General features: G+C 62.4%; 15 protein-coding genes and 1 riboswitch. Of the genes, 13 read left to right on the top strand and 2 right to left on the bottom strand.

The genetic code is table 11. From position 1 onward, the window contains the following. Nucleotides 1–196 precede the first annotated feature (196 nt). The 5 genes from GKKCFE_RS05485 (at nt 197) to GKKCFE_RS05465 (ending at nt 4,453) form a co-directional block, all read left to right on the top strand. Nucleotides 197–322: a hypothetical protein gene (locus GKKCFE_RS05485; protein WP_445577572.1), complete on the top strand. Its 126-nt coding sequence runs from the start codon at nt 197–199 to the stop codon at nt 320–322. A 91-nt stretch (nt 323–413) separates the two neighbouring features. Further along, nucleotides 414–1,391 carry a Bug family tripartite tricarboxylate transporter substrate binding protein gene (locus tag GKKCFE_RS05480; RefSeq protein WP_047227979.1) on the top strand — a complete coding sequence of 326 codons (978 nt, stop codon included), beginning with the start codon at nt 414–416 and terminating at the stop codon, nt 1,389–1,391. Nucleotides 1,392–1,448: 57 nt separating this feature from the next. Beyond that, nucleotides 1,449–1,907, top strand: a complete 459-nt coding sequence (locus tag GKKCFE_RS05475; protein ID WP_092397315.1) for a tripartite tricarboxylate transporter TctB family protein — start codon at nt 1,449–1,451, stop codon at nt 1,905–1,907. Between the two features lies 1 nt (nt 1,908). Then, a complete protein-coding gene (locus tag GKKCFE_RS05470) occupies nt 1,909–3,423 on the top strand; it encodes a tripartite tricarboxylate transporter permease (protein ID WP_445577571.1) in 1,515 nt (504 codons plus the stop codon). Beyond that, the gene (locus GKKCFE_RS05465) at nt 3,416–4,453 is read left to right on the top strand and encodes an AbrB family transcriptional regulator (RefSeq protein WP_047227982.1); all 1,038 of its coding nucleotides are present in this window, start codon (nt 3,416–3,418) and stop codon (nt 4,451–4,453) included. The genes GKKCFE_RS05470 and GKKCFE_RS05465 overlap by 8 nt, the downstream gene beginning before the upstream one ends. A gap of 111 nt (nt 4,454–4,564) precedes the next feature. Here the strand turns inward: GKKCFE_RS05465 and ung are convergent, their stop codons facing one another. Continuing rightward, nucleotides 4,565–5,257 (bottom strand): uracil-DNA glycosylase, encoded by a 693-nt coding sequence (ung, locus tag GKKCFE_RS05460; protein WP_445577570.1) that lies wholly within the window; start codon nt 5,255–5,257, stop codon nt 4,565–4,567. A gap of 131 nt (nt 5,258–5,388) precedes the next feature. Between ung and GKKCFE_RS05455 the strand changes: the two genes are divergently transcribed. Continuing rightward, nucleotides 5,389–6,501 carry an enoyl-CoA hydratase/isomerase family protein gene (locus GKKCFE_RS05455; RefSeq protein ID WP_047227984.1) on the top strand — a complete coding sequence of 371 codons (1,113 nt, stop codon included), beginning with the start codon at nt 5,389–5,391 and terminating at the stop codon, nt 6,499–6,501. Between the two features lie 214 nt (nt 6,502–6,715). Here the strand turns inward: GKKCFE_RS05455 and GKKCFE_RS05450 are convergent, their stop codons facing one another. Further along, nucleotides 6,716–7,099, bottom strand: coding sequence for a hypothetical protein (locus GKKCFE_RS05450; RefSeq protein WP_445577569.1), 384 nt, complete (start codon nt 7,097–7,099; stop codon nt 6,716–6,718). 305 nt (nt 7,100–7,404) lie between these two features. Continuing rightward, nucleotides 7,405–7,506: riboswitch (guanidine-I (ykkC/yxkD leader) on the top strand. Between the two features lie 60 nt (nt 7,507–7,566). Between GKKCFE_RS05450 and GKKCFE_RS05445 the strand changes: the two genes are divergently transcribed. The 7 genes from GKKCFE_RS05445 (at nt 7,567) to atzF (ending at nt 17,365) form a co-directional block, all read left to right on the top strand. Further along, nucleotides 7,567–8,634, top strand: coding sequence for a putative urea ABC transporter substrate-binding protein (locus GKKCFE_RS05445; protein ID WP_076385971.1), 1,068 nt, complete (start codon nt 7,567–7,569; stop codon nt 8,632–8,634). A gap of 15 nt (nt 8,635–8,649) precedes the next feature. Further along, on the top strand, nt 8,650–9,465 hold the full coding sequence (locus GKKCFE_RS05440) for an ABC transporter permease (RefSeq protein WP_047227986.1): 816 nt from the start codon (nt 8,650–8,652) through the stop codon (nt 9,463–9,465). Continuing rightward, the gene (locus tag GKKCFE_RS05435; RefSeq protein ID WP_047227987.1) at nt 9,462–10,250 is read left to right on the top strand and encodes an ABC transporter ATP-binding protein; all 789 of its coding nucleotides are present in this window, start codon (nt 9,462–9,464) and stop codon (nt 10,248–10,250) included. Before GKKCFE_RS05440 ends, GKKCFE_RS05435 begins: the two co-directional genes overlap by 4 nt. A 13-nt stretch (nt 10,251–10,263) precedes the next feature. After that, nucleotides 10,264–10,989, top strand: coding sequence for an urea amidolyase associated protein UAAP1 (locus GKKCFE_RS05430; RefSeq protein WP_445577568.1), 726 nt, complete (start codon nt 10,264–10,266; stop codon nt 10,987–10,989). Between the two features lie 11 nt (nt 10,990–11,000). Beyond that, complete coding sequence (locus GKKCFE_RS05425) at nt 11,001–11,642, top strand: urea amidolyase associated protein UAAP2 (RefSeq protein WP_445577567.1); 642 nt, start codon at nt 11,001–11,003, stop codon at nt 11,640–11,642. 292 nt (nt 11,643–11,934) lie between these two features. Next, nucleotides 11,935–15,564 (top strand): urea carboxylase, encoded by a 3,630-nt coding sequence (gene uca, locus GKKCFE_RS05420; protein ID WP_445577566.1) that lies wholly within the window; start codon nt 11,935–11,937, stop codon nt 15,562–15,564. 22 nt (nt 15,565–15,586) lie between these two features. Continuing rightward, nucleotides 15,587–17,365: an allophanate hydrolase gene (gene atzF / locus GKKCFE_RS05415; protein ID WP_445577565.1), complete on the top strand. Its 1,779-nt coding sequence runs from the start codon at nt 15,587–15,589 to the stop codon at nt 17,363–17,365. Nucleotides 17,366–17,385: the final 20 nt, after the last annotated feature.

The following is a 17,385-nucleotide window of genomic DNA, read 5'->3' as shown; positions in this document are numbered from 1 at the left end:
GTGGCGCGGAGTTTACAGCCGCATCCACCTCTGTGAAGCCAAAAACATCGTGAAAGCTTTTGAAAGGTTAGCGAAAGGTTGGCCGGTTACAGTCCTCCAACGGCCAGTTTCGACTGCCGGTCGCGAGGCACCTCGCGAACGAAAAACGCCCCGAAGCGTTTTCGCCAAATAAGAACAATAGAGCGGAGTATTCACCATGCTGTCCATACAGCCCCAGGCCCCGACGCCTGCTCGCCCTTCCCGCCTCAACCAGATCGCCTTCACTTGCGCCACCGCTTTCGCCGGTCTTGCACCGTCGTCGCTGTGCGTCTACGCCACGTGACCTATCGCTCCTGATGGCCCGCTGTCGATTCCCGAAGGGTCCGGCAACGGCAAATGTGCAACACACAACAACAACTCCTGTGGAGACAAAAATGAACCTATCACTGCGTAAAGTAGCCCTGGCCGCTGGTTGCCTGATGTTCGCCGGGCAATTGCTCGCCGAACCCAAGCGTCCGGAATGCATCGCCCCGGCCGCGCCTGGCGGCGGTTTTGACCTGACGTGCAAACTGGCCCAAAGCGCCCTGGTGAACGAAAAACTGCTGACCAAACCGATGCGTGTGACCTACATGCCCGGCGGCGTCGGTGCAGTGGCCTACAACGCAGTGGTCGCTCAGCGCCCGGCCGACGCCGGCACGCTGGTGGCCTGGTCCAGTGGCTCGCTGCTGAACCTGGCCCAAGGCAAATTCGGGCGTTTCGACGAAAACGCCGTTCGCTGGTTGGCAGCCGTTGGCACCAGCTATGGCGCCATCGCGGTCAAGAGCGATTCGCCCTATAAGAACCTCGATGATCTGGTACAGGCACTGAAGAAAGATCCAGGTTCCGTGGTCATCGGTTCCGGCGGCACCGTGGGCAGCCAGGACTGGATGCAAACTGCGCTGATCGCCAAGGCCGCCGGTATCGATCCGCGCAAACTGCGCTACGTGGCGCTCGAAGGCGGTGGCGAGATCGCAACGGCCCTGCTGGGCGGCCATATTCAGGTAGGCAGTACGGACATCTCCGACTCCATGCCACACATCCAGAGCGGCGACATGCGCCTGCTGGCAGTGTTCGCCGAGAAGCGCCTGGATGAGCCGGAAATGAAAGACATCCCGACCGCTCGCGAACAAGGCTACGAGATCGTCTGGCCAGTGGTTCGTGGCTTCTACCTCGGGCCGAAGGTCAGTGATGAAGACTACGCCTGGTGGAAAAACGCATTCGACAAGCTGCTGGCTTCCGAAGACTTCGCCAAGCTGCGTGACCAGCGCGAACTGTTTCCGTTCGCCATGACCGGTCCGGAACTGGACACCTACGTGAAGAAGCAAGTGGCCGACTACAAGATGCTGGCCAAAGAGTTTGGCCTGGTCCAGTAATCGCCTCTGTTCTCGCGGCGGCGCCTGCATCACTGCGGCGCCGCCCAGGAGTTAGTCATGCTCATCCAACGTATTTTCGCTTCAGTGCTGCTGCTGGTTTGCGTCGGCCTCGCGCTGATGGCCTGGCCCTACCAGGCAGCCTTTTCCTATGAACCGGTCGGGCCGCGCGCCTTCCCCTTGCTGATGATCGGGCTGCTGAGCCTGGCCCTGCTTTATATGGTGTTTCGTCCGACGCCCATCGTGCACAGCGACGAAGATCCGCAACTGGATCGCGAGACCCTGCAGAAAATCGGCATCTGCGTAGTGCTGCTGCTGATATTCGCCGGGACCTTCGAACCCCTGGGTTTCATCCTCGCCAGCATTGTGGTCGGGGTTCCGATGGCGCGCCTGTATGGCGGTCGTTGGGTGCCGAGCGTGGTGATCATCAGCCTGATGGCCATCGGTCTCTATCTGTTGTTCGACAAGCTGATGGACGTGCCGCTGCCCCTGGGCCTGCTCGACGTCCTGGAGAATTGATATGGATACCCTGAATTATCTCGGCCAGGGTTTTGGCGTTGCACTGACCCCCTACAACCTCGTTACCGCCCTGAGCGGCACCCTGATCGGCACCGTGGTCGGCCTGCTGCCGGGCCTGGGCCCGATCAATGGCGTGGCGTTGCTGATCCCGATTGCATTCGCCCTCGGTCTGCCACCGGAGTCGGCCCTGATCCTGCTGGCGGCCGTATACCTGGGTTGCGAATACGGCGGACGAATCAGCTCGATCCTGCTCAACATCCCGGGTGAAGCCTCCACCGTCATGACCACCCTGGACGGTTACCCGATGGCCCGCAAAGGCATGGCCGGCGTCGCCCTTTCGCTGTCGGCATGGAGCTCGTTCATCGGTGCATTCATTGCCACCTGTGGCATGGTGCTGTTCGCCCCGCTGCTGGCCAAATGGGCGATTGCCTTCGGACCGGCGGAATATTTCGTGCTGATGGTGTTCGCCATTGTCTGTCTCGGCGGCATGGCCGGAGACCGCCCGCTCAAGACCTTCATTGCGGCGCTGATCGGGCTGTTCCTGTCCTGCGTCGGGATTGACGCCAACAGCGGCGTATACCGTTTCACCGGTGACAACATCCACTTGACCGACGGCATCCAGTTCGTCGTGCTGGTGCTGGGCCTGTTCTCCATCAGTGAAATTCTGTTGCTGCTGGAAAAGACCCATCGCGGCCAGGAAGCAGTGAAAGCCACCGGGCGGATGATGTTCAACGTCAAGGAAGCGGCATCGGTGTTCTGGGTGAACGTGCGATGCGGCGTGCTTGGCTTCGTCATGGGCGTGTTGCCAGGCGCTGGTGCGACCCTGGCCAGTGCCGTGGCGTACATGACGGAAAAACGCATCGCCGGTGCAGACGGTACGTTTGGCCAGGGCGACAAGCGAGGCCTCGCTGCTCCGGAAACCGCCATCGGCGGCGCCGCCTGCGGTGCGTTGGTACCGATGCTGACCCTGGGTGTTCCGGGTTCCGGCACCACGGCGGTGATGATCGGCGCACTGTCGCTGTACAACATCACTCCGGGTCCGCTGCTGTTCCAGCAACAACCTGACATCGTCTGGGGCCTGATCGCCTCGTTGTTCGTCGCCAACATCATGCTGGTGATCCTCAACATCCCGATGATCCGCGTCTTCACCCGTATCCTGGCCGTGCCGAACTGGGCATTGGTACCGGTCATCGCGATCATCACCGGGATCGGCGTCTACGCGGTGCATGCCACCACGTTCGACCTGTTCCTGATGATCGGCATCGGCATCTTCGGTTACATCCTGCGCAAGCTGGACTTCCCGTTGTCGCCGGTCCTGTTGGGCTTCATCCTCGGTGGCCTGATGGAACAGAACCTGCGTCGTGCGCTGTCGATTTCCAACGGTGCGCTGGAAATCCTCTGGTCGAGCCCGATCACCCTGGGTTGCTGGGTATTGACCGTCATCATGCTGCTGATGCCATTGCTGCGGATCTGGCGCCGTCGCTCGGCTCAACGTCGCGCCCTGGCCAATGTCTAAAGCAACACTCAGACAATGGTGGGGAACACCGCTGGTCGGTCTGGCCGGCGGTTATCTGGCCAGCCTGATCGGCTGGCCTTTGCCCTGGATGGTTGGCTCGTTACTGGCGATCATCCTGGTGCGCTGCCTCACACCGTGGCAACTGATGGAAATCCCTGGCGGCCGTAAATGCGGCCAGTGGGTGGTCGGCATCGGTATCGGCCTGCACTTCACCCCGGTGGTGATGGAGCAGGTGCTGAGCCATTTTGGCCTGATCTTCTTCGGCGCGCTGATCACCAGCGTGTCCAGCGTGGTGAGTGTGTGGCTGATGCGCCGCACCGGCGAAGACCGCGCCACCGCTTTTTTCTCCAGCATGCCGGGCGGTTCCGGCGAGATGGTCAACCTCGGTGCCCGCAATGGCGCCGACCTGAGCCGCGTCGCTGCCGGCCAGAGCCTGCGGGTACTGGTGGTGGTGCTGTGCGTACCGGCCGCTTTCAAATACTTGCTCGGCGAAGGCGCCCCGGTGCAGCACGCTGCCACGGTGGACTGGCTGTGGCTGGCGCTGCTGTTCCCGGCGGGCGCCCTGCTCGCCTGGGGCTGGGAGCGTTTGCGCCAACCCAACCCGTGGCTGTTCGGACCGTTGCTGGTGAGTGCGGCGGTGAGCATCGGCTGGGATCTGCACATCGGCCTGCCCGACGGTGGCAGCCAGATCGGCCAGTGGCTGATCGGCAGCGGATTGGGTTGTCATTTCAACCGGCAGTTCTTCCGCCGCGCGCCGTCGTTCATGGGACGTACGCTGATCGGCACGGTGTTGACGATGCTGATCGCAACCCTCGCGGCCCTGGGCCTGAGCACGCTGACCCACCTGGACTTGCGGTCACTGACCTTGGGCATGATGCCCGGCGGTATTGCGGAAATGAGCCTAACGGCGGAGACGCTGCAACTGTCGGTACCGCTGGTGACGGCGTTGCAGGTGATGCGACTGCTGTTTGTGCTGTTTCTGGCGGAGCCGTTGTTCAGGTATTGGATTCGCAAGCCGGGTTCGGTCTGATCGTCCGCGGCGCCTTCATCGCGAGCAGGCTCGCTCCCACAGGATATTGCGGCGTACACAAATCAGTGTGGGAGCGAGCCTGCTCGCGATGGGGCCCGTCAGTTGGGCGCATTAAACCGGCGGCAACCGCCAATCAATCGGCGCTTCGCCCTGTTGCTCAAGAAACTTGTTGGCCCGACTGAAATGCCCGCACCCCAGGAAACCGCGGTAAGCCGACAGCGGCGACGGGTGGACGGAGGTCAGCACCAAGTGTTTGGTGGCATCAATCAGCTTCTGCTTGCCTTGGGCATGAGCGCCCCACAGTAGAAAGACCAAATGCGGCTGGTGCTCACTGACCACTTCAATGACCCGATCAGTAAAGTGCTGCCATCCCTTGCCCGCGTGGGAATTGGCATTGGCACGCTCCACGGTCATGGTGGTGTTGAGCAGCAACACCCCCTGGTCGGCCCAACTTTGCAGGTAGCCGTGATTCGGGATGTCGATATTCAGGTCGCGCTTCAATTCCTTGTAGATGTTCACCAGCGAGGGCGGCGCCGGCACGCCCGGCTGCACTGAAAAGCACAAACCATGAGCCTGGCCTGGGCCGTGGTAAGGGTCCTGGCCGAGGATCACGACCTTGACCTTGTCCAGCGGCGTGGAGTTGAGGGCATTGAAAATCAACGATGCCGGTGGGTAAATTTCCTTGCCGGCGGCGTACTCCCGACGCAGAAATTCACGCAACTCTGCCATATAGGGCTGGTCGAACTCGGCACGCAGGGCGTGCTTCCAGCTCGGTTCGAGTTTGATACGGTCGTCAGCAGTCATGGTTGCACCCGGTAAAAACAATGGGCGCACCCTAGGAAAGCCTACATGGCTTGTCAATTGATCTGACGCAGAACCGGCACTTTCCTACGCAGCGGTCATACTGATCATTCAAATTTCTGATCGAGGTCACGATGAATCTGCACTTCGAAGAACTCACCGGCATCAATGGCGCCCGTATCGGCATCGCCACCTTGGATGCTGAAAAATCCCTGAATGCCCTCTCCTTGCCGATGATCAACGCCCTGCGCGATCGTCTCGACGCCTGGGCCAGAGAACCGCAAATCGTCTGTGTATTGTTGCGCGGCAACGGCGCCAAGGCGTTTTGCGCCGGCGGCGAAGTGCGCAGCCTGGTAGAGGCCTGCCGCGCTCAACCAGGTGAAGTACCGCCCTTGGCGGCGCAATTTTTTGCCGCGGAGTACCGACTGGACTTCAACCTGCACACTTTTCCCAAACCCTTGGTGTGCTGGGGCCATGGCTACGTGCTTGGCGGCGGCATGGGGCTGTTGCAAGGCGCGAATATTCGGATCGTCACACCGAGCACGCGCCTGGCGATGCCGGAAATCAGCATCGGCCTGTACCCGGATGTCGGCGCCAGTTGGTTCCTGTCGCGGCTGCCCGGCAAGCTTGGCCTGTTCCTGGGCCTGACGGGCGCCCATATGAATGCCCGGGACGCCATTGACCTGGGTCTGGCCGACCGTTTCCTGTTGGATGAACAACAGGACGATCTGATCGAAGGCCTGCTGCAACTCAATTGGCAGGAACAGACGCCCATGCAGCTCAACAGCTTGCTCAAGGCCTTGCAACAGGAAGCCGTCGCCCAATTACCCGAGGCGCAATGGCTACCGCGCCGGCAGAAAATCGACGAATGGCTGGATGTCAGCGATGTACGTTGCGCCTGGAAAACCCTCAGCCTGCTGGTGGACCATTCAGACCCATTGATCGCCCGGGCGGCCAAGACCATGACCGAAGGCTGCCCGCTGACTGCTCATCTGGTCTGGGAACAGATCGCCCGAGCCCGGCATTTGTCATTGGCAAGTGTGTTGCGCATGGAATACACCTTGAGCCTCAACTGCTGCCGACACCCTGAATTCAGCGAGGGCGTGCGGGCGCGGCTGATCGACAAAGACCACAAGCCCCGCTGGCACTGGCCGGACATCAACCATGTCCCCGCAGCAGCGGTCGAGGCGCATTTTCACAAGGCCTGGGAAGGGCGGCATCCGCTGGCGGATTTGTCTAACGAGTAAAGAACCTGGGTGGCACACCCGTGAGAGTGACATTCAGTGAGAGCCACATCTGTGGGAGCAAAGCTTGCTCGCGATAGCGGTATGCCAGTCACCGGGAAGCTAACTGATCCCCTGTCATCGCGAGCAAGCTTTGCTCCCACAAGTGTTATCCCATCGGGTTTGTTACAGGCACAAAAAAGCGGCGCTCAATGCGCCGCTTTTTGCTGCCGATGAATCAGCGGTGGTTACGCCGTCCATCATGATCACCGCGTCCCCGATGATCACGTCCGCCTCGACCACGACGGTCGTCATTCCAGCCGCCCCGGTTATGGCCGTCCCAGCCGCCCCGGTGTGGATGAGACCGGTATGCCGTGCGCGGTGGCGAGTAGTAGCGCGGGCCATGTTGGTAGTAGCGCGGCGCCGAGTAATAGCGTGGTGCCGAGTAATACCGCGGTGCGTAATAGCCGCGCGGTGCCGAGTAGTAGCTCCCGCCACCGTAATAGACCGGCGCCGGTGAGGTGTAGACCTCGGAACGGTAGTAGCTTGAGCCTCCGTCGTAAGGAACACATGCCGAAAGTGTCAAACCCAGAAACGCAATGAGCAGAAGTCGTCGATACATGGCGGCCTCCTGGACCGCTAATGAGCCACATCAGCGACGCTGGCGGGCGGCAGTCATCTATTGGGTGACTGACGATTAATCTGACAGCGAAATCCGAATCTGGTGCGCCACGGCAATAAGTTGAAACATGTGCTCCGTGCCTCATCCCGGTGCGGCAAAGCACCACAACCATGCACAAACCCACTGGCGACGCCGCGCTGTTCTCCCCCCACCCGCTTTGGACCGGGCCTTTACGCTACTTGGCACGGCTCTCGCTTTAACAAACTCCGTGCAGGAGTCATCACAGGTTCGCGGCACCACAATTTGCAATGGCTGACTAGGGTTCCGGCTCGCCTCTGGCGAGTGGCTGGTCCGAGAGTTGGCGACCTCCAGTTGAGGTTACACGGCGGGACAAAAGCCCGGGAGACAAGCCACCGTTCGCGGTGCCGCGTTGCTCCTGTCCGCCCTTGATCAACTGGAGAACCACCATGCTCAAGCTTCGTCTTTGCGCCCTGCTCCTCGCTACGTTCTCGGCCCTCGTAAGCCCCTCGTCCCCTGCCGCGCAAAAAGACCATTTCAGCGTCTGCTGGACCATTTACGCCGGATGGATGCCCTGGGAGTACGCCGGCAGCCAAGGCATTGTCGATAAATGGGCGAAAAAATACGGCATCACCATTGATGTCGTGCAGCTCAACGACTACGTCGAATCCATCAACCAATACACCGCCGGTCAGTTCGACGGCTGCACCATGACCAACATGGACGCCTTGACCATTCCCGCCGCCGGCGGCGTGGACAGCACCGCGCTGATCGTCAGCGATTTTTCCAACGGCAATGACGGCATCGTGCTCAAGGGTGACGGCAAGAAAGTCGCCGACCTCAAGGGCATGGACGTCAACCTGGTGGAGTTGTCGGTCTCCCATTACCTGCTGGCCCGCGCCCTGGACTCGGTCGGTCTGACCGAGAAAGACCTGAAAGTCGTCAACACCTCCGATGCCGATATCTCCGCGGCCTTCAATACCGACCAGGTCAAGGCCGTCACCACCTGGAACCCGATGCTCTCGGACATCAAGGCCCAGCCCGGCGTGAGCGAGGTGTTCAATTCCAGCCAGATCCCGGGGGAGATCATGGACATGATGGTGGTCAACACCCAGACCCTGCAGGACAACCCGGCCCTGGGCAAAGCATTGACCGGTGCCTGGTTTGAAGTGGTGGCGCTGATGGATGCAAAAAACGCCGCCAGCAAGACCGCACTCGAACACATGGCCAAAGCCTCGGGCACCGATCTGGCCGGATTCCAATCGCAACTGGACACCACCAAGCTGTTCGCCACGCCCAAGGAGGCCCTGAGCTTCGCCACCAGTGAGCAACTGCCTGCGACCATGCGCAAGGTCGCCGAGTTTTCGTTCCAGCACGGTTTGCTCGGCGAAGGCGCCAAGGACACCAACGCAGTCGGCATGACGTTTGCCAATGGCGTGACCAGCGGCGACAAGGCCAACCTCAAGCTGCGCTTTGACCCGACCTACGTGCAGCTGGCCGCCGACGCCAAGCTGTAAACCGGAGGAGCTGGCATGCGCCTGATCAACCGCTATCCGGATCGCCCCAGCCGCCTGTTGTTGGTGATCCTGCCCTTCGCGCTGGTGCTGTTCGCCTACTTCATGGGCTCGGCCGAACGGTTGACGGACAACCCCAACGACAAGCTGCTGCCCAGCGCAGTGCAGATGGCCGATGCAGTCAAACGCCTGGCCTTCACCGCTGACGTGCGCAGTGGCGATTACCTGCTCTGGCAAGACACCGCATCGAGCCTGCGCAGACTGGCAATCGGCCTGGGCATCAGCGCCTTGGCCGGCCTGTGCCTGGGCATCGCCGCCGGCACGCTGCCGCTGTTCGGCGCGCCGCTGTCGCCGTTGCTCACCGTGCTGTCGATGGTGCCTCCCTTGGCGATCCTGCCCATTCTGTTCATCGTCTTCGGTCTGGGAGAATTGTCGAAAGTGATGCTGATCGTCATTGGCATCACCCCGTGTCTGGCCCGGGACCTGGAACAGCGCGCCCGGGAAATTCCGCCCGAGCTGCTGATCAAGGCCCAGACCCTCGGCGCTTCGACCTGGACCCTGATGCTGCGGGTGGTGCTGCCGCAATTGCTGCCACGCCTGTTGATTTCCCTGCGGCTGATGCTCGGTTCGGCCTGGCTGTTTCTGATCGCCGCCGAAGCCATCGCCTCCACCGATGGGCTGGGCTATCGGATTTTCCTGGTGCGCCGGTACCTGGCGATGGATGTGATCTTGCCGTACGTGGTGTGGATCACCTTGCTCGCCTGGCTGATGGACTGGGGTCTCAAGCACCTGACCCGGCGAGCGTTCCCCTGGTATGAGGGGGCGAAGGCATGAGCTTCATCAAGGTCAATAACGTCTGGCAGCAGTACGCCGATCAGGTGGTGCTCGAACGCTTGAACCTGAGCGTCGCCGAAGGCGAGTTCTGCACGCTGGTGGGGGCGTCGGGTTGTGGCAAATCAACCTTTCTGCGGCTGCTCTTGGGCCAGGAGCGCGCCAGTCGCGGGCAGATTCTGCTGGACGGTGAGCCTCTGGCCGGTGAGCCGGATGCCAGCCGTGGCGTGGTGTTCCAGCGTTACTCAGTGTTCCCGCATCTGACGGTGCTGAACAACGTTGCCCTGGGCCTGGAACTGCCGCGCTCGCCGCTGCTGGGACGCCTGTTCGGCAGCGCCAAACGCCAGGCCCGTGAAGAGGCCGCGCATCTGCTGAACAAGGTCGGCCTCGGCCATGCACTGGACAAATACCCGGCGCAGTTGTCCGGGGGCATGCAGCAGCGGCTGGCCATCGCCCAGGCGCTGATCATGAAACCCCGTGTATTGCTGCTGGACGAGCCCTTCGGCGCACTCGATCCAGGCATTCGCAAAGACATGCACGCCCTGTTGCTGGAGCTGTGGCGCGAAACCCGCTTGACGGTGTTCATGGTCACCCATGACCTGTCCGAAGGATTCAGCCTCGGCACCCGCCTGCTGGTGTTCGACAAGGTTCGCGTCGATCCCCATGCCCCCGGCGCCTATGGCGCGCGCATCACCTACGACATTCCACTGAACAGCGACCGCCGCACCGCCCGTGCCGCCGTCGACGCCCTGCCCGCCGAACTGGCCGGCGCATTGCGTATCGCTTGAAAGGAGTTTTCCCATGACCGATTCAACCCAATTGTTTGCTCCCTTCGCCGAAGAGCTGCTGCCCGGTGGCGGCCACCGTTCCTTCGTGCTCAAGCGCGGTCAACTGCTGCGCCTGACCGATCTGCGCGGCGGGGCCAACGTGAGCCTGACGCTGCTCAATGCCAATGAGAAAACCGAGCGCCTGAACCTGCCCGACAGCCTCAAATGCCAACACACCGCCAAACTCACCACCGGCCATTGCCTGTACTCGGACATGGGCCGGGTGCTGGCGGCGATCACCGCCGACACGTGCGGCTGGAGCGATAGCCTAGGCGGTGTGCTCTGCGCCAAGGAAGTGGCTGAAAAATACGGCCAGGGCCGCTATCAGGAACTGCGTAACGGGTTCTTCCGCAACGGCACCGACAACCTGTTGGTGGAGCTGGGCAAATGGGGGTTGGGCCTGTCCGACCTGCTGATGACCCTCAACCTGTTCAGCCGGGTCGATGTCGACGAGGCCGGCAACTTTCACTTCGTTGAAGACCATTCCAAGGCCGGCGATTACATCGAGCTCTACGCGCCGATGGATACCCTGGTGGTGCTGACTGCGCTGCAACACCCAATGGACCCGAACCCGCAATACGCCCCGCAACCGCTCAAGCTCAGCTGGATGAACGCCGAGCCCAGCGTGGCCGAGCACTGCCGCAACTCGCGCCCGGAAAACCAGCGCGGCTTCATCAATACCGACCGCCTGTTCGCCTGAGGATCGCTGCCATGTCACTTGCCATCGCCACCCTGCAAAAGCAGCCCGACGCCGCCATCTACCGCGCCACCATCCCCGCCGGGGAACCCTGGCTGGTGGAGGTCAAGGCCGGCCAGACCCTGCGCATCCTCGACCTGGAAGGCAACCAGGCGGTCGATACGCTGTTCTACAGCCTGGCCAATCCCAAGGAACGCTACGACGTGCAGCGCACCCTGCGCCGGCAGAACGGCGTGTACCTGAGCACCGGGAGCGTGCTGTATTCCAACCTCGGCCGGCCCATGCTGACCATCGTTGAAGACACCTGCGGGCGCCACGACACCCTCGGTGGCGCCTGCGCCCAGGAAAGCAACACCGTGCGCTACGCCCTGGAAAAACGCTACATGCACAGCTGCCGCGACAACTACCTGCGGGCCTGCGCCCACGACGGTCGTCTGGGCAAGGGCGACATCGGACCGAACATCAACTTCTTCATGAACGTGCCGGTCACCGCCGACGGCGGCCTGACGTTCGAGGACGGGATTTCGGCGCCCGGCAAATACGTCGACCTGCGGGCCGAGATGGACGTGATCGTCCTGATCTCCAACTGCCCGCAACTGAACAACCCGTGCAACGCCTACAACCCCACGCCAGCGGAGCTTTTGATATGGAACTGAAACTCACCCGCCTGCGCCGCTGGCTGTTTGCCTTGTGCCAGAGCCGGTCGGGGCAGTGCATCAAATAACGCCCTGATCCCCTGTGGGAGCGAGCTTGCTCGCGATAGCGATCTGTCAGGTACATCAAGGTTGGATGAGCCGCCGCTATCGCGAGCAAGCTCGCTCCCACAGGGTCTAGCGGTGTTATTTAAGGAAGGTTTCGCTCACGGGGACGACCCCGGCGGCCATCGAAAACTGCGGGACGGCCCGCATCCCAGTTCAGGCTGACAGTCATGCCTGAGGGGGTTACGCCATGTTCAAAAAAATCCTCATCGCCAACCGTGGCGCCATTGCCTGCCGGATCCTGCGGACCCTGCGTGAGCTGAAGGTCGAAGGCGTCGCGGTGTATTCCCAGGCCGATGCGGCCAGCTTGCATATCCTGCAGGCCGACGAAGCCCACTGCCTGGGCGAAGGTGCGGCAGCGGGTACGTATCTGGCGGTGGACAAGCTGCTGGCAATCGCCAAAAGCAGCGGCGCGACGGCGATCCATCCCGGCTACGGCTTTCTCTCGGAAAACGCCGCCTTCGCGCAGGCCTGCGAGGCCGCCGGCATCGCTTTCATCGGCCCGACGCCAGAGCAACTGCGTGTGTTCGGCCTCAAGCACACCGCCCGCGACCTGGCTCGCCGGCACGGCGTGCCACTGCTCGAAGGCAGCGAACTGCTCGACAGCCTCGACGCCGCGCTACTGGCCGCCAACCAGGTCGGCTATCCGGTCATGCTCAAAAGCACCGCCGGGGGCGGTGGCATCGGCATGCGTGTCTGTCGCGATGCCGCCGAGTTGAGCGAGTCATTCGAAGCGGTCAAACGCCTGGGCCAGAACAACTTCAGCGATGCCGGCGTGTTCATCGAGAAGTACATCGAGCGGGCTCGACATCTTGAGGTTCAGGTATTCGGCGACGGCCAGGGCCAGGTGATCGCACTGGGCGTGCGCGACTGCTCGGTGCAGCGGCGCAACCAGAAAGTCATCGAAGAAACCCCTGCGCCCAACTTGCCCGAAGGTATGGCCGAGGAGCTCTGCGCAGCGGCGATCCAACTGGCCCAGGCGGTCAACTACCGCAGCGCCGGCACCGTGGAGTTCGTGTTCGACAGTGACGCCGGGCGCTTTTACTTTCTGGAAGTGAACACCCGCCTGCAAGTGGAGCACGGCGTCACCGAACAAGTGTGGAACATCGACCTGGTGCGCTGGATGGTGCAACTGGCCGCCGGGGACCTGCCACCCCTGAGCGAGTTGAGCCAGGGGTTGCGAGCCCAGGGCCATGCGATTCAGGCGCGCGTGTATGCCGAGGATCCAGGCCGGGACTTCCAGCCGAGCCCGGGGCTACTGACCGCTGTGCAATGGCCGCCAGCCGACGGCAGACAACTGCGCATCGACACCTGGGTCGAGGCCGGCTGCCAGATTCCATCCTACTTCGACCCGATGATCGCCAAAGTCATTCGTTGGGCGCCGACCCGTGAGCAGGCACGCCTGGGCTTGCATCAAGCGCTGAATGAAAGCCTGTTGTACGGCGTGGAAACCAACCGCGACTACCTGCAACAGATTCTCCTCGATTCACCCTTTGCCAGCGGCCAGCCCTGGACTCGCTGCCTTGAGGCGCTGGTCTATCGCGCCCACACTTTTGAAGTGCTCAGCCCCGGCACCCAGACCAGCATTCAGGACTACCCCGGCCGACTCGGCTATTGGGCGGTGGGTGTTCCGCCATCGGGACCGATGGACAGCCACTCGTTGCGCCTGGGCAATCGCCTGCTGGGCAATGAAGAAGGCGCCGCGGCGCTGGAAATCACCATGAGCGGACCGTTGCTGCGTTTCAACTGCGCTGCCAGGGTGGCCGTGACCGGCGCGGCCATTGCGCTGACCCTCGATGGCGAAGCTGTGCCGATGAACACTGCCCTGTCGATTCCTGCCGGTTCCACGTTGGCGATCGGCACCATCGCCGGCGCCGGGGCGCGCAGTTACTTGTGCCTGCAAGGCGGCGTGCAAGTGCCGGATTACCTGGGCAGTAAAAGCACCTTCACCCTCGGCCAGTTCGGCGGCCATGGGGGGCGGGCCTTGTGTACCGGCGACGTGTTGCACCTGGCGCCCCTGGATGAGCGCGCGACCGTGGCGCACACGAGCGAACCCACTCTGGAGCTGCCCGACGTGCGCCAGATCCGCGTGATTTACGGCCCCCATGGCGCGCCGGAATACTTCACCGAGCGCTACATCCACACCTTCTTCGACACGGCCTGGGAAGTGCATTTCAACTCCAGCCGAACCGGCGTGCGCCTGATCGGGCCGAAACCCGAATGGGTACGCGCCGACGGCGGCGAGGCCGGCCTGCACCCCTCCAACATCCATGACAACCCGTATGCCATCGGCGCCGTGGACTTCACCGGCGACATGCCCGTCATCCTCGGGCCCGACGGCCCGAGCCTGGGTGGTTTCGTCTGCCCGGTGACGGTGATCGAGGCGGATCTCTGGCAACTGGGGCAACTGAAGGCCGGGGACAGGGTGCGGTTCGTGCCGGTGGATATATCGACCGCCCGCTCACTGACCGTGAAATGGGATCAATGTGGGAGCGAGCCTGCTCGCGATGAAGTGGATGCGGTGTCTGATCTGGCCCCATCGCGAGCAGGCTCGCTCCCACAGGGGTTTGGGTCGCCAGTGGTGTTGGATATCGGTCAGGACGATACCCGTCTGGTGGCGAGATTGGCCGGCGACACGCACCTGCTGCTTGAGATAGGCGCTCCCGAACTGGATCTGGTGCTGCGTTTTCGCGCCCATGCCTTGATGCAGGCGCTGGAGCACAAACAGTTGCCCGGCGTAATCGACCTCACGCCGGGCATTCGTTCGTTGCAAGTGCATTACCAACCCGAACAACTGCCGCTGGCCGAACTACTGCAAATCCTCAGCGGTGAATGGGACGCGGTGTGCGCCGCGCAGGATCTGCAGGTGCCGTCACGCATCGTGCATCTGCCGCTGTCCTGGGACGATCCGGCTTGCCAGCTGGCCATCGAAAAATACATGACCACGGTGCGCAAGGACGCGCCCTGGTGCCCGAGCAATCTGGAGTTCATCCGCCGTATCAACGACCTGCCCAACCTCGACGCAGTGCAACGCACGGTGTTCGACGCCAGCTACCTGGTGATGGGCCTTGGGGATGTCTACCTCGGCGCGCCGGTCGCCACGCCACTGGACCCTCGGCATCGGCTGGTGACCACCAAATACAATCCGGCCCGCACCTGGACTGCGGAAAACTCGGTGGGCATCGGCGGCGCGTACATGTGTGTGTATGGCATGGAAGGCCCAGGTGGATATCAGTTCGTCGGGCGCACGTTGCAGATGTGGAATCGTTATCGCGAGGTCGCCGCATTCGACGGCAAACCCTGGCTGTTGCGGTTCTTCGACCAGATCCGCTTCTACCCGGTCAGCGCCGATGAACTGCTGCGCATCCGCCGGGACTTCCCGCTGGGCCGCTTCGACCTGAACATCGAACACGGTCAACTCAACCTTGCTGATTACCAGCGCTTCCTGGCGCAGGAGGCGGACAGCATCGCCGCGTTCCGAGCGCAGCAACAAGGCGCCTTCAATGCCGAGCGCGAGCGCTGGATCGCCAGTGGCCAGGCACACTTCGACAGCGAAGAACCGGCACCCGCGCCCAGCGAAGATTCGCTGCTGAGCGAAGATCAACTCAGTGTCGATAGCCACATCGCTGGCAATCTCTGGCAGGTCCAGGTGCAGGTGGATGCTCGGGTCAGCGCGGGTGACGTACTGGTGATTCTGGAGTCGATGAAGATGGAGATCCCACTCCTCGCCCCCGTGTCCGGAGTGGTGCGCCAGATTCGTGTACAGCCCGGCTCGGCGGTGCGCGCCGGACAACGTGTGGTGGTGCTGGAACGTGACTGAACTCAATCAAAGGATTAATGCCATGACCCCGTCTTTACGCCTGGACGATTTGCGCGACGCCTACCGCAGCGGCGAACTTATACCTCGGAATTTACTGTTGAGCCTGCGGGAAAAAGCCGCGGCGCTGAACCCTGACTACCACCTGTTCATCCACCTGCTGACGCCCGAGGAGCTGGAACCTTACCTCGTCGCGCTGGAGGGCCAGGATCTGGAAAACCTGCCGCTGTATGGCGTGCCGTTCGCGATCAAGGACAACATCGACCTGGCAGGTATTCCCACCACGGCCGCCTGCCCGGCGTTCAGCTACGTGCCGCAACGTTCGGCCACCCTTGTCGAGCAGCTACTGGCCTTGGGCGCGATTCCTCTGGGCAAGACCAATCTCGACCAGTTCGCCACCGGGCTCAACGGCACCCGCTCGCCTTACGGTGCCTGTCGCAATAGCGTGCTGCCCGACTATCCGGCCGGCGGTTCAAGCGCCGGCTCATCACTGGCGGTGGCCCTGGGTGTGGCAAGTTTTGCCCTGGGCACCGATACCGCTGGTTCGGGTCGGGTGCCGGCGGCGCTGAACAATCTGCTGGGTTTGAAGGCCACCAAAGGATTGATTTCCACGGCGGGTGTGGTGCCGGCCTGTCGCACGCTGGACTGCGTCACGACCTTCACCGCAACGGCGCGGGAAGCCAGCCAGTTACTGGCGCTGACAGCCCGTCTCGACCCACGCGATGAGTACAGCCGCCGCAACCCGCAGTGGAACGACGGCTCAGCGTTCGGCGCGCCACGCAGCTTTCGCTTCGGCGTGCCTCGTCGGCAAGACCTGGCTTTTTTCGGCTGCCACGAAGGTCCACAACTGTTTCAAGCGGCCATCGAGCGCCTCAAGGGCCTGGGCGGCGAAGCGGTGGAACTGGACCTGTCCCCGTTTCTGGAAGCCGCCCGGCTCCTTTATGAAGGGCCTTGGGTGGCTGAGCGCTACAGCGTTGCCGGGGAGTTGATGGAGCGCGAGCCCGACGCCGTACTGCCAGTTATCCGCGCCGTGTTGGCGAAAGCGCCTACCGTGGATGGCGTACAAACCTTCCGTGCCCAGTACCGTTTGCAAGTGCTCAAAGCCCAATGCGATCGCGTCATGGAAACGCTCGATTGCGTCCTCACCCCGACCATCGGTCGCCCGGTGACCCTCGCCGAACTGGCCGCCGAACCGGTGCTGCGCAACTCGGAGCTGGGTTACTACACCAACTTCATGAACCTGCTGGACTACGCTGCCGTCGCTGTTCCCAGCGCATTCATGGCTAACGGCTTGCCTTGGGGCGTGACGCTGTTCGGTCGGGCCTTCACCGATCAATACCTGTTAAGCGTCGCCGACGCCTTGCAGCGCCAGCAAGCGCCGGCCGTGCCAGCGCCGGCCAACCCGGCTCGCCATGACCGGGCGCGGCTGGTGGTGTGCGGGGCGCATCTGGACGGTTTGGCACTGAACTGGCAGCTCCAGCAACGCGGAGCCCGTCTGGTCGAGGCCACCCACAGCTCAGCCGATTACCGTCTCTACGCACTGGCCGGTGGCCCGCCTCTGCGCCCCGGCATGCTGCGGGTCAGTGAAGACGGCGTGGCCATCGAGGTGGAGGTTTGGGAATTGCCGAGCAGCGAACTCGGTTCGTTCCTGACCGGCATCCCCGCGCCGCTTGGGCTGGGCAAGGTACAACTGGCCGACGGCCGCTGGGAAAGCGGATTCATTTGTGAGCCGTATGGTTTGACGGACGCGCAGGACATCAGCCATTTGGGGGGATGGCGGGCTTACCTTAATACCCGTCAATAAACATAACCCTGTGGCGAGGG

The organism is Pseudomonas sp. E141, from assembly GCF_052659885.1.
The sequence above is the reverse complement of the archived record's forward strand: the minus strand, read 5'-3'. Positions and strand labels throughout refer to the sequence as shown.

What these genes read in the sequence shown, in the direction of transcription:
- GKKCFE_RS05485 (WP_445577572.1), top strand. Translation starts at nt 197, where the DNA reads ATGCTGTCCATACAGCCCCAGGCCCCGACGCCTGCTCGCCCTTCCCGC.
- GKKCFE_RS05480 (WP_047227979.1), top strand. Translation starts at nt 414, where the DNA reads ATGAACCTATCACTGCGTAAAGTAGCCCTGGCCGCTGGTTGCCTGATG.
- GKKCFE_RS05475 (WP_092397315.1), top strand. Translation starts at nt 1,449, where the DNA reads ATGCTCATCCAACGTATTTTCGCTTCAGTGCTGCTGCTGGTTTGCGTC.
- GKKCFE_RS05470 (WP_445577571.1), top strand. Translation starts at nt 1,909, where the DNA reads ATGGATACCCTGAATTATCTCGGCCAGGGTTTTGGCGTTGCACTGACC.
- GKKCFE_RS05465 (WP_047227982.1), top strand. Translation starts at nt 3,416, where the DNA reads ATGTCTAAAGCAACACTCAGACAATGGTGGGGAACACCGCTGGTCGGT.
- ung (WP_445577570.1), bottom strand. Translation starts at nt 5,257, where the DNA reads ATGACTGCTGACGACCGTATCAAACTCGAACCGAGCTGGAAGCACGCC.
- GKKCFE_RS05455 (WP_047227984.1), top strand. Translation starts at nt 5,389, where the DNA reads ATGAATCTGCACTTCGAAGAACTCACCGGCATCAATGGCGCCCGTATC.
- GKKCFE_RS05450 (WP_445577569.1), bottom strand. Translation starts at nt 7,099, where the DNA reads ATGTATCGACGACTTCTGCTCATTGCGTTTCTGGGTTTGACACTTTCG.
- GKKCFE_RS05445 (WP_076385971.1), top strand. Translation starts at nt 7,567, where the DNA reads ATGCTCAAGCTTCGTCTTTGCGCCCTGCTCCTCGCTACGTTCTCGGCC.
- GKKCFE_RS05440 (WP_047227986.1), top strand. Translation starts at nt 8,650, where the DNA reads ATGCGCCTGATCAACCGCTATCCGGATCGCCCCAGCCGCCTGTTGTTG.
- GKKCFE_RS05435 (WP_047227987.1), top strand. Translation starts at nt 9,462, where the DNA reads ATGAGCTTCATCAAGGTCAATAACGTCTGGCAGCAGTACGCCGATCAG.
- GKKCFE_RS05430 (WP_445577568.1), top strand. Translation starts at nt 10,264, where the DNA reads ATGACCGATTCAACCCAATTGTTTGCTCCCTTCGCCGAAGAGCTGCTG.
- GKKCFE_RS05425 (WP_445577567.1), top strand. Translation starts at nt 11,001, where the DNA reads ATGTCACTTGCCATCGCCACCCTGCAAAAGCAGCCCGACGCCGCCATC.
- uca (WP_445577566.1), top strand. Translation starts at nt 11,935, where the DNA reads ATGTTCAAAAAAATCCTCATCGCCAACCGTGGCGCCATTGCCTGCCGG.
- atzF (WP_445577565.1), top strand. Translation starts at nt 15,587, where the DNA reads ATGACCCCGTCTTTACGCCTGGACGATTTGCGCGACGCCTACCGCAGC.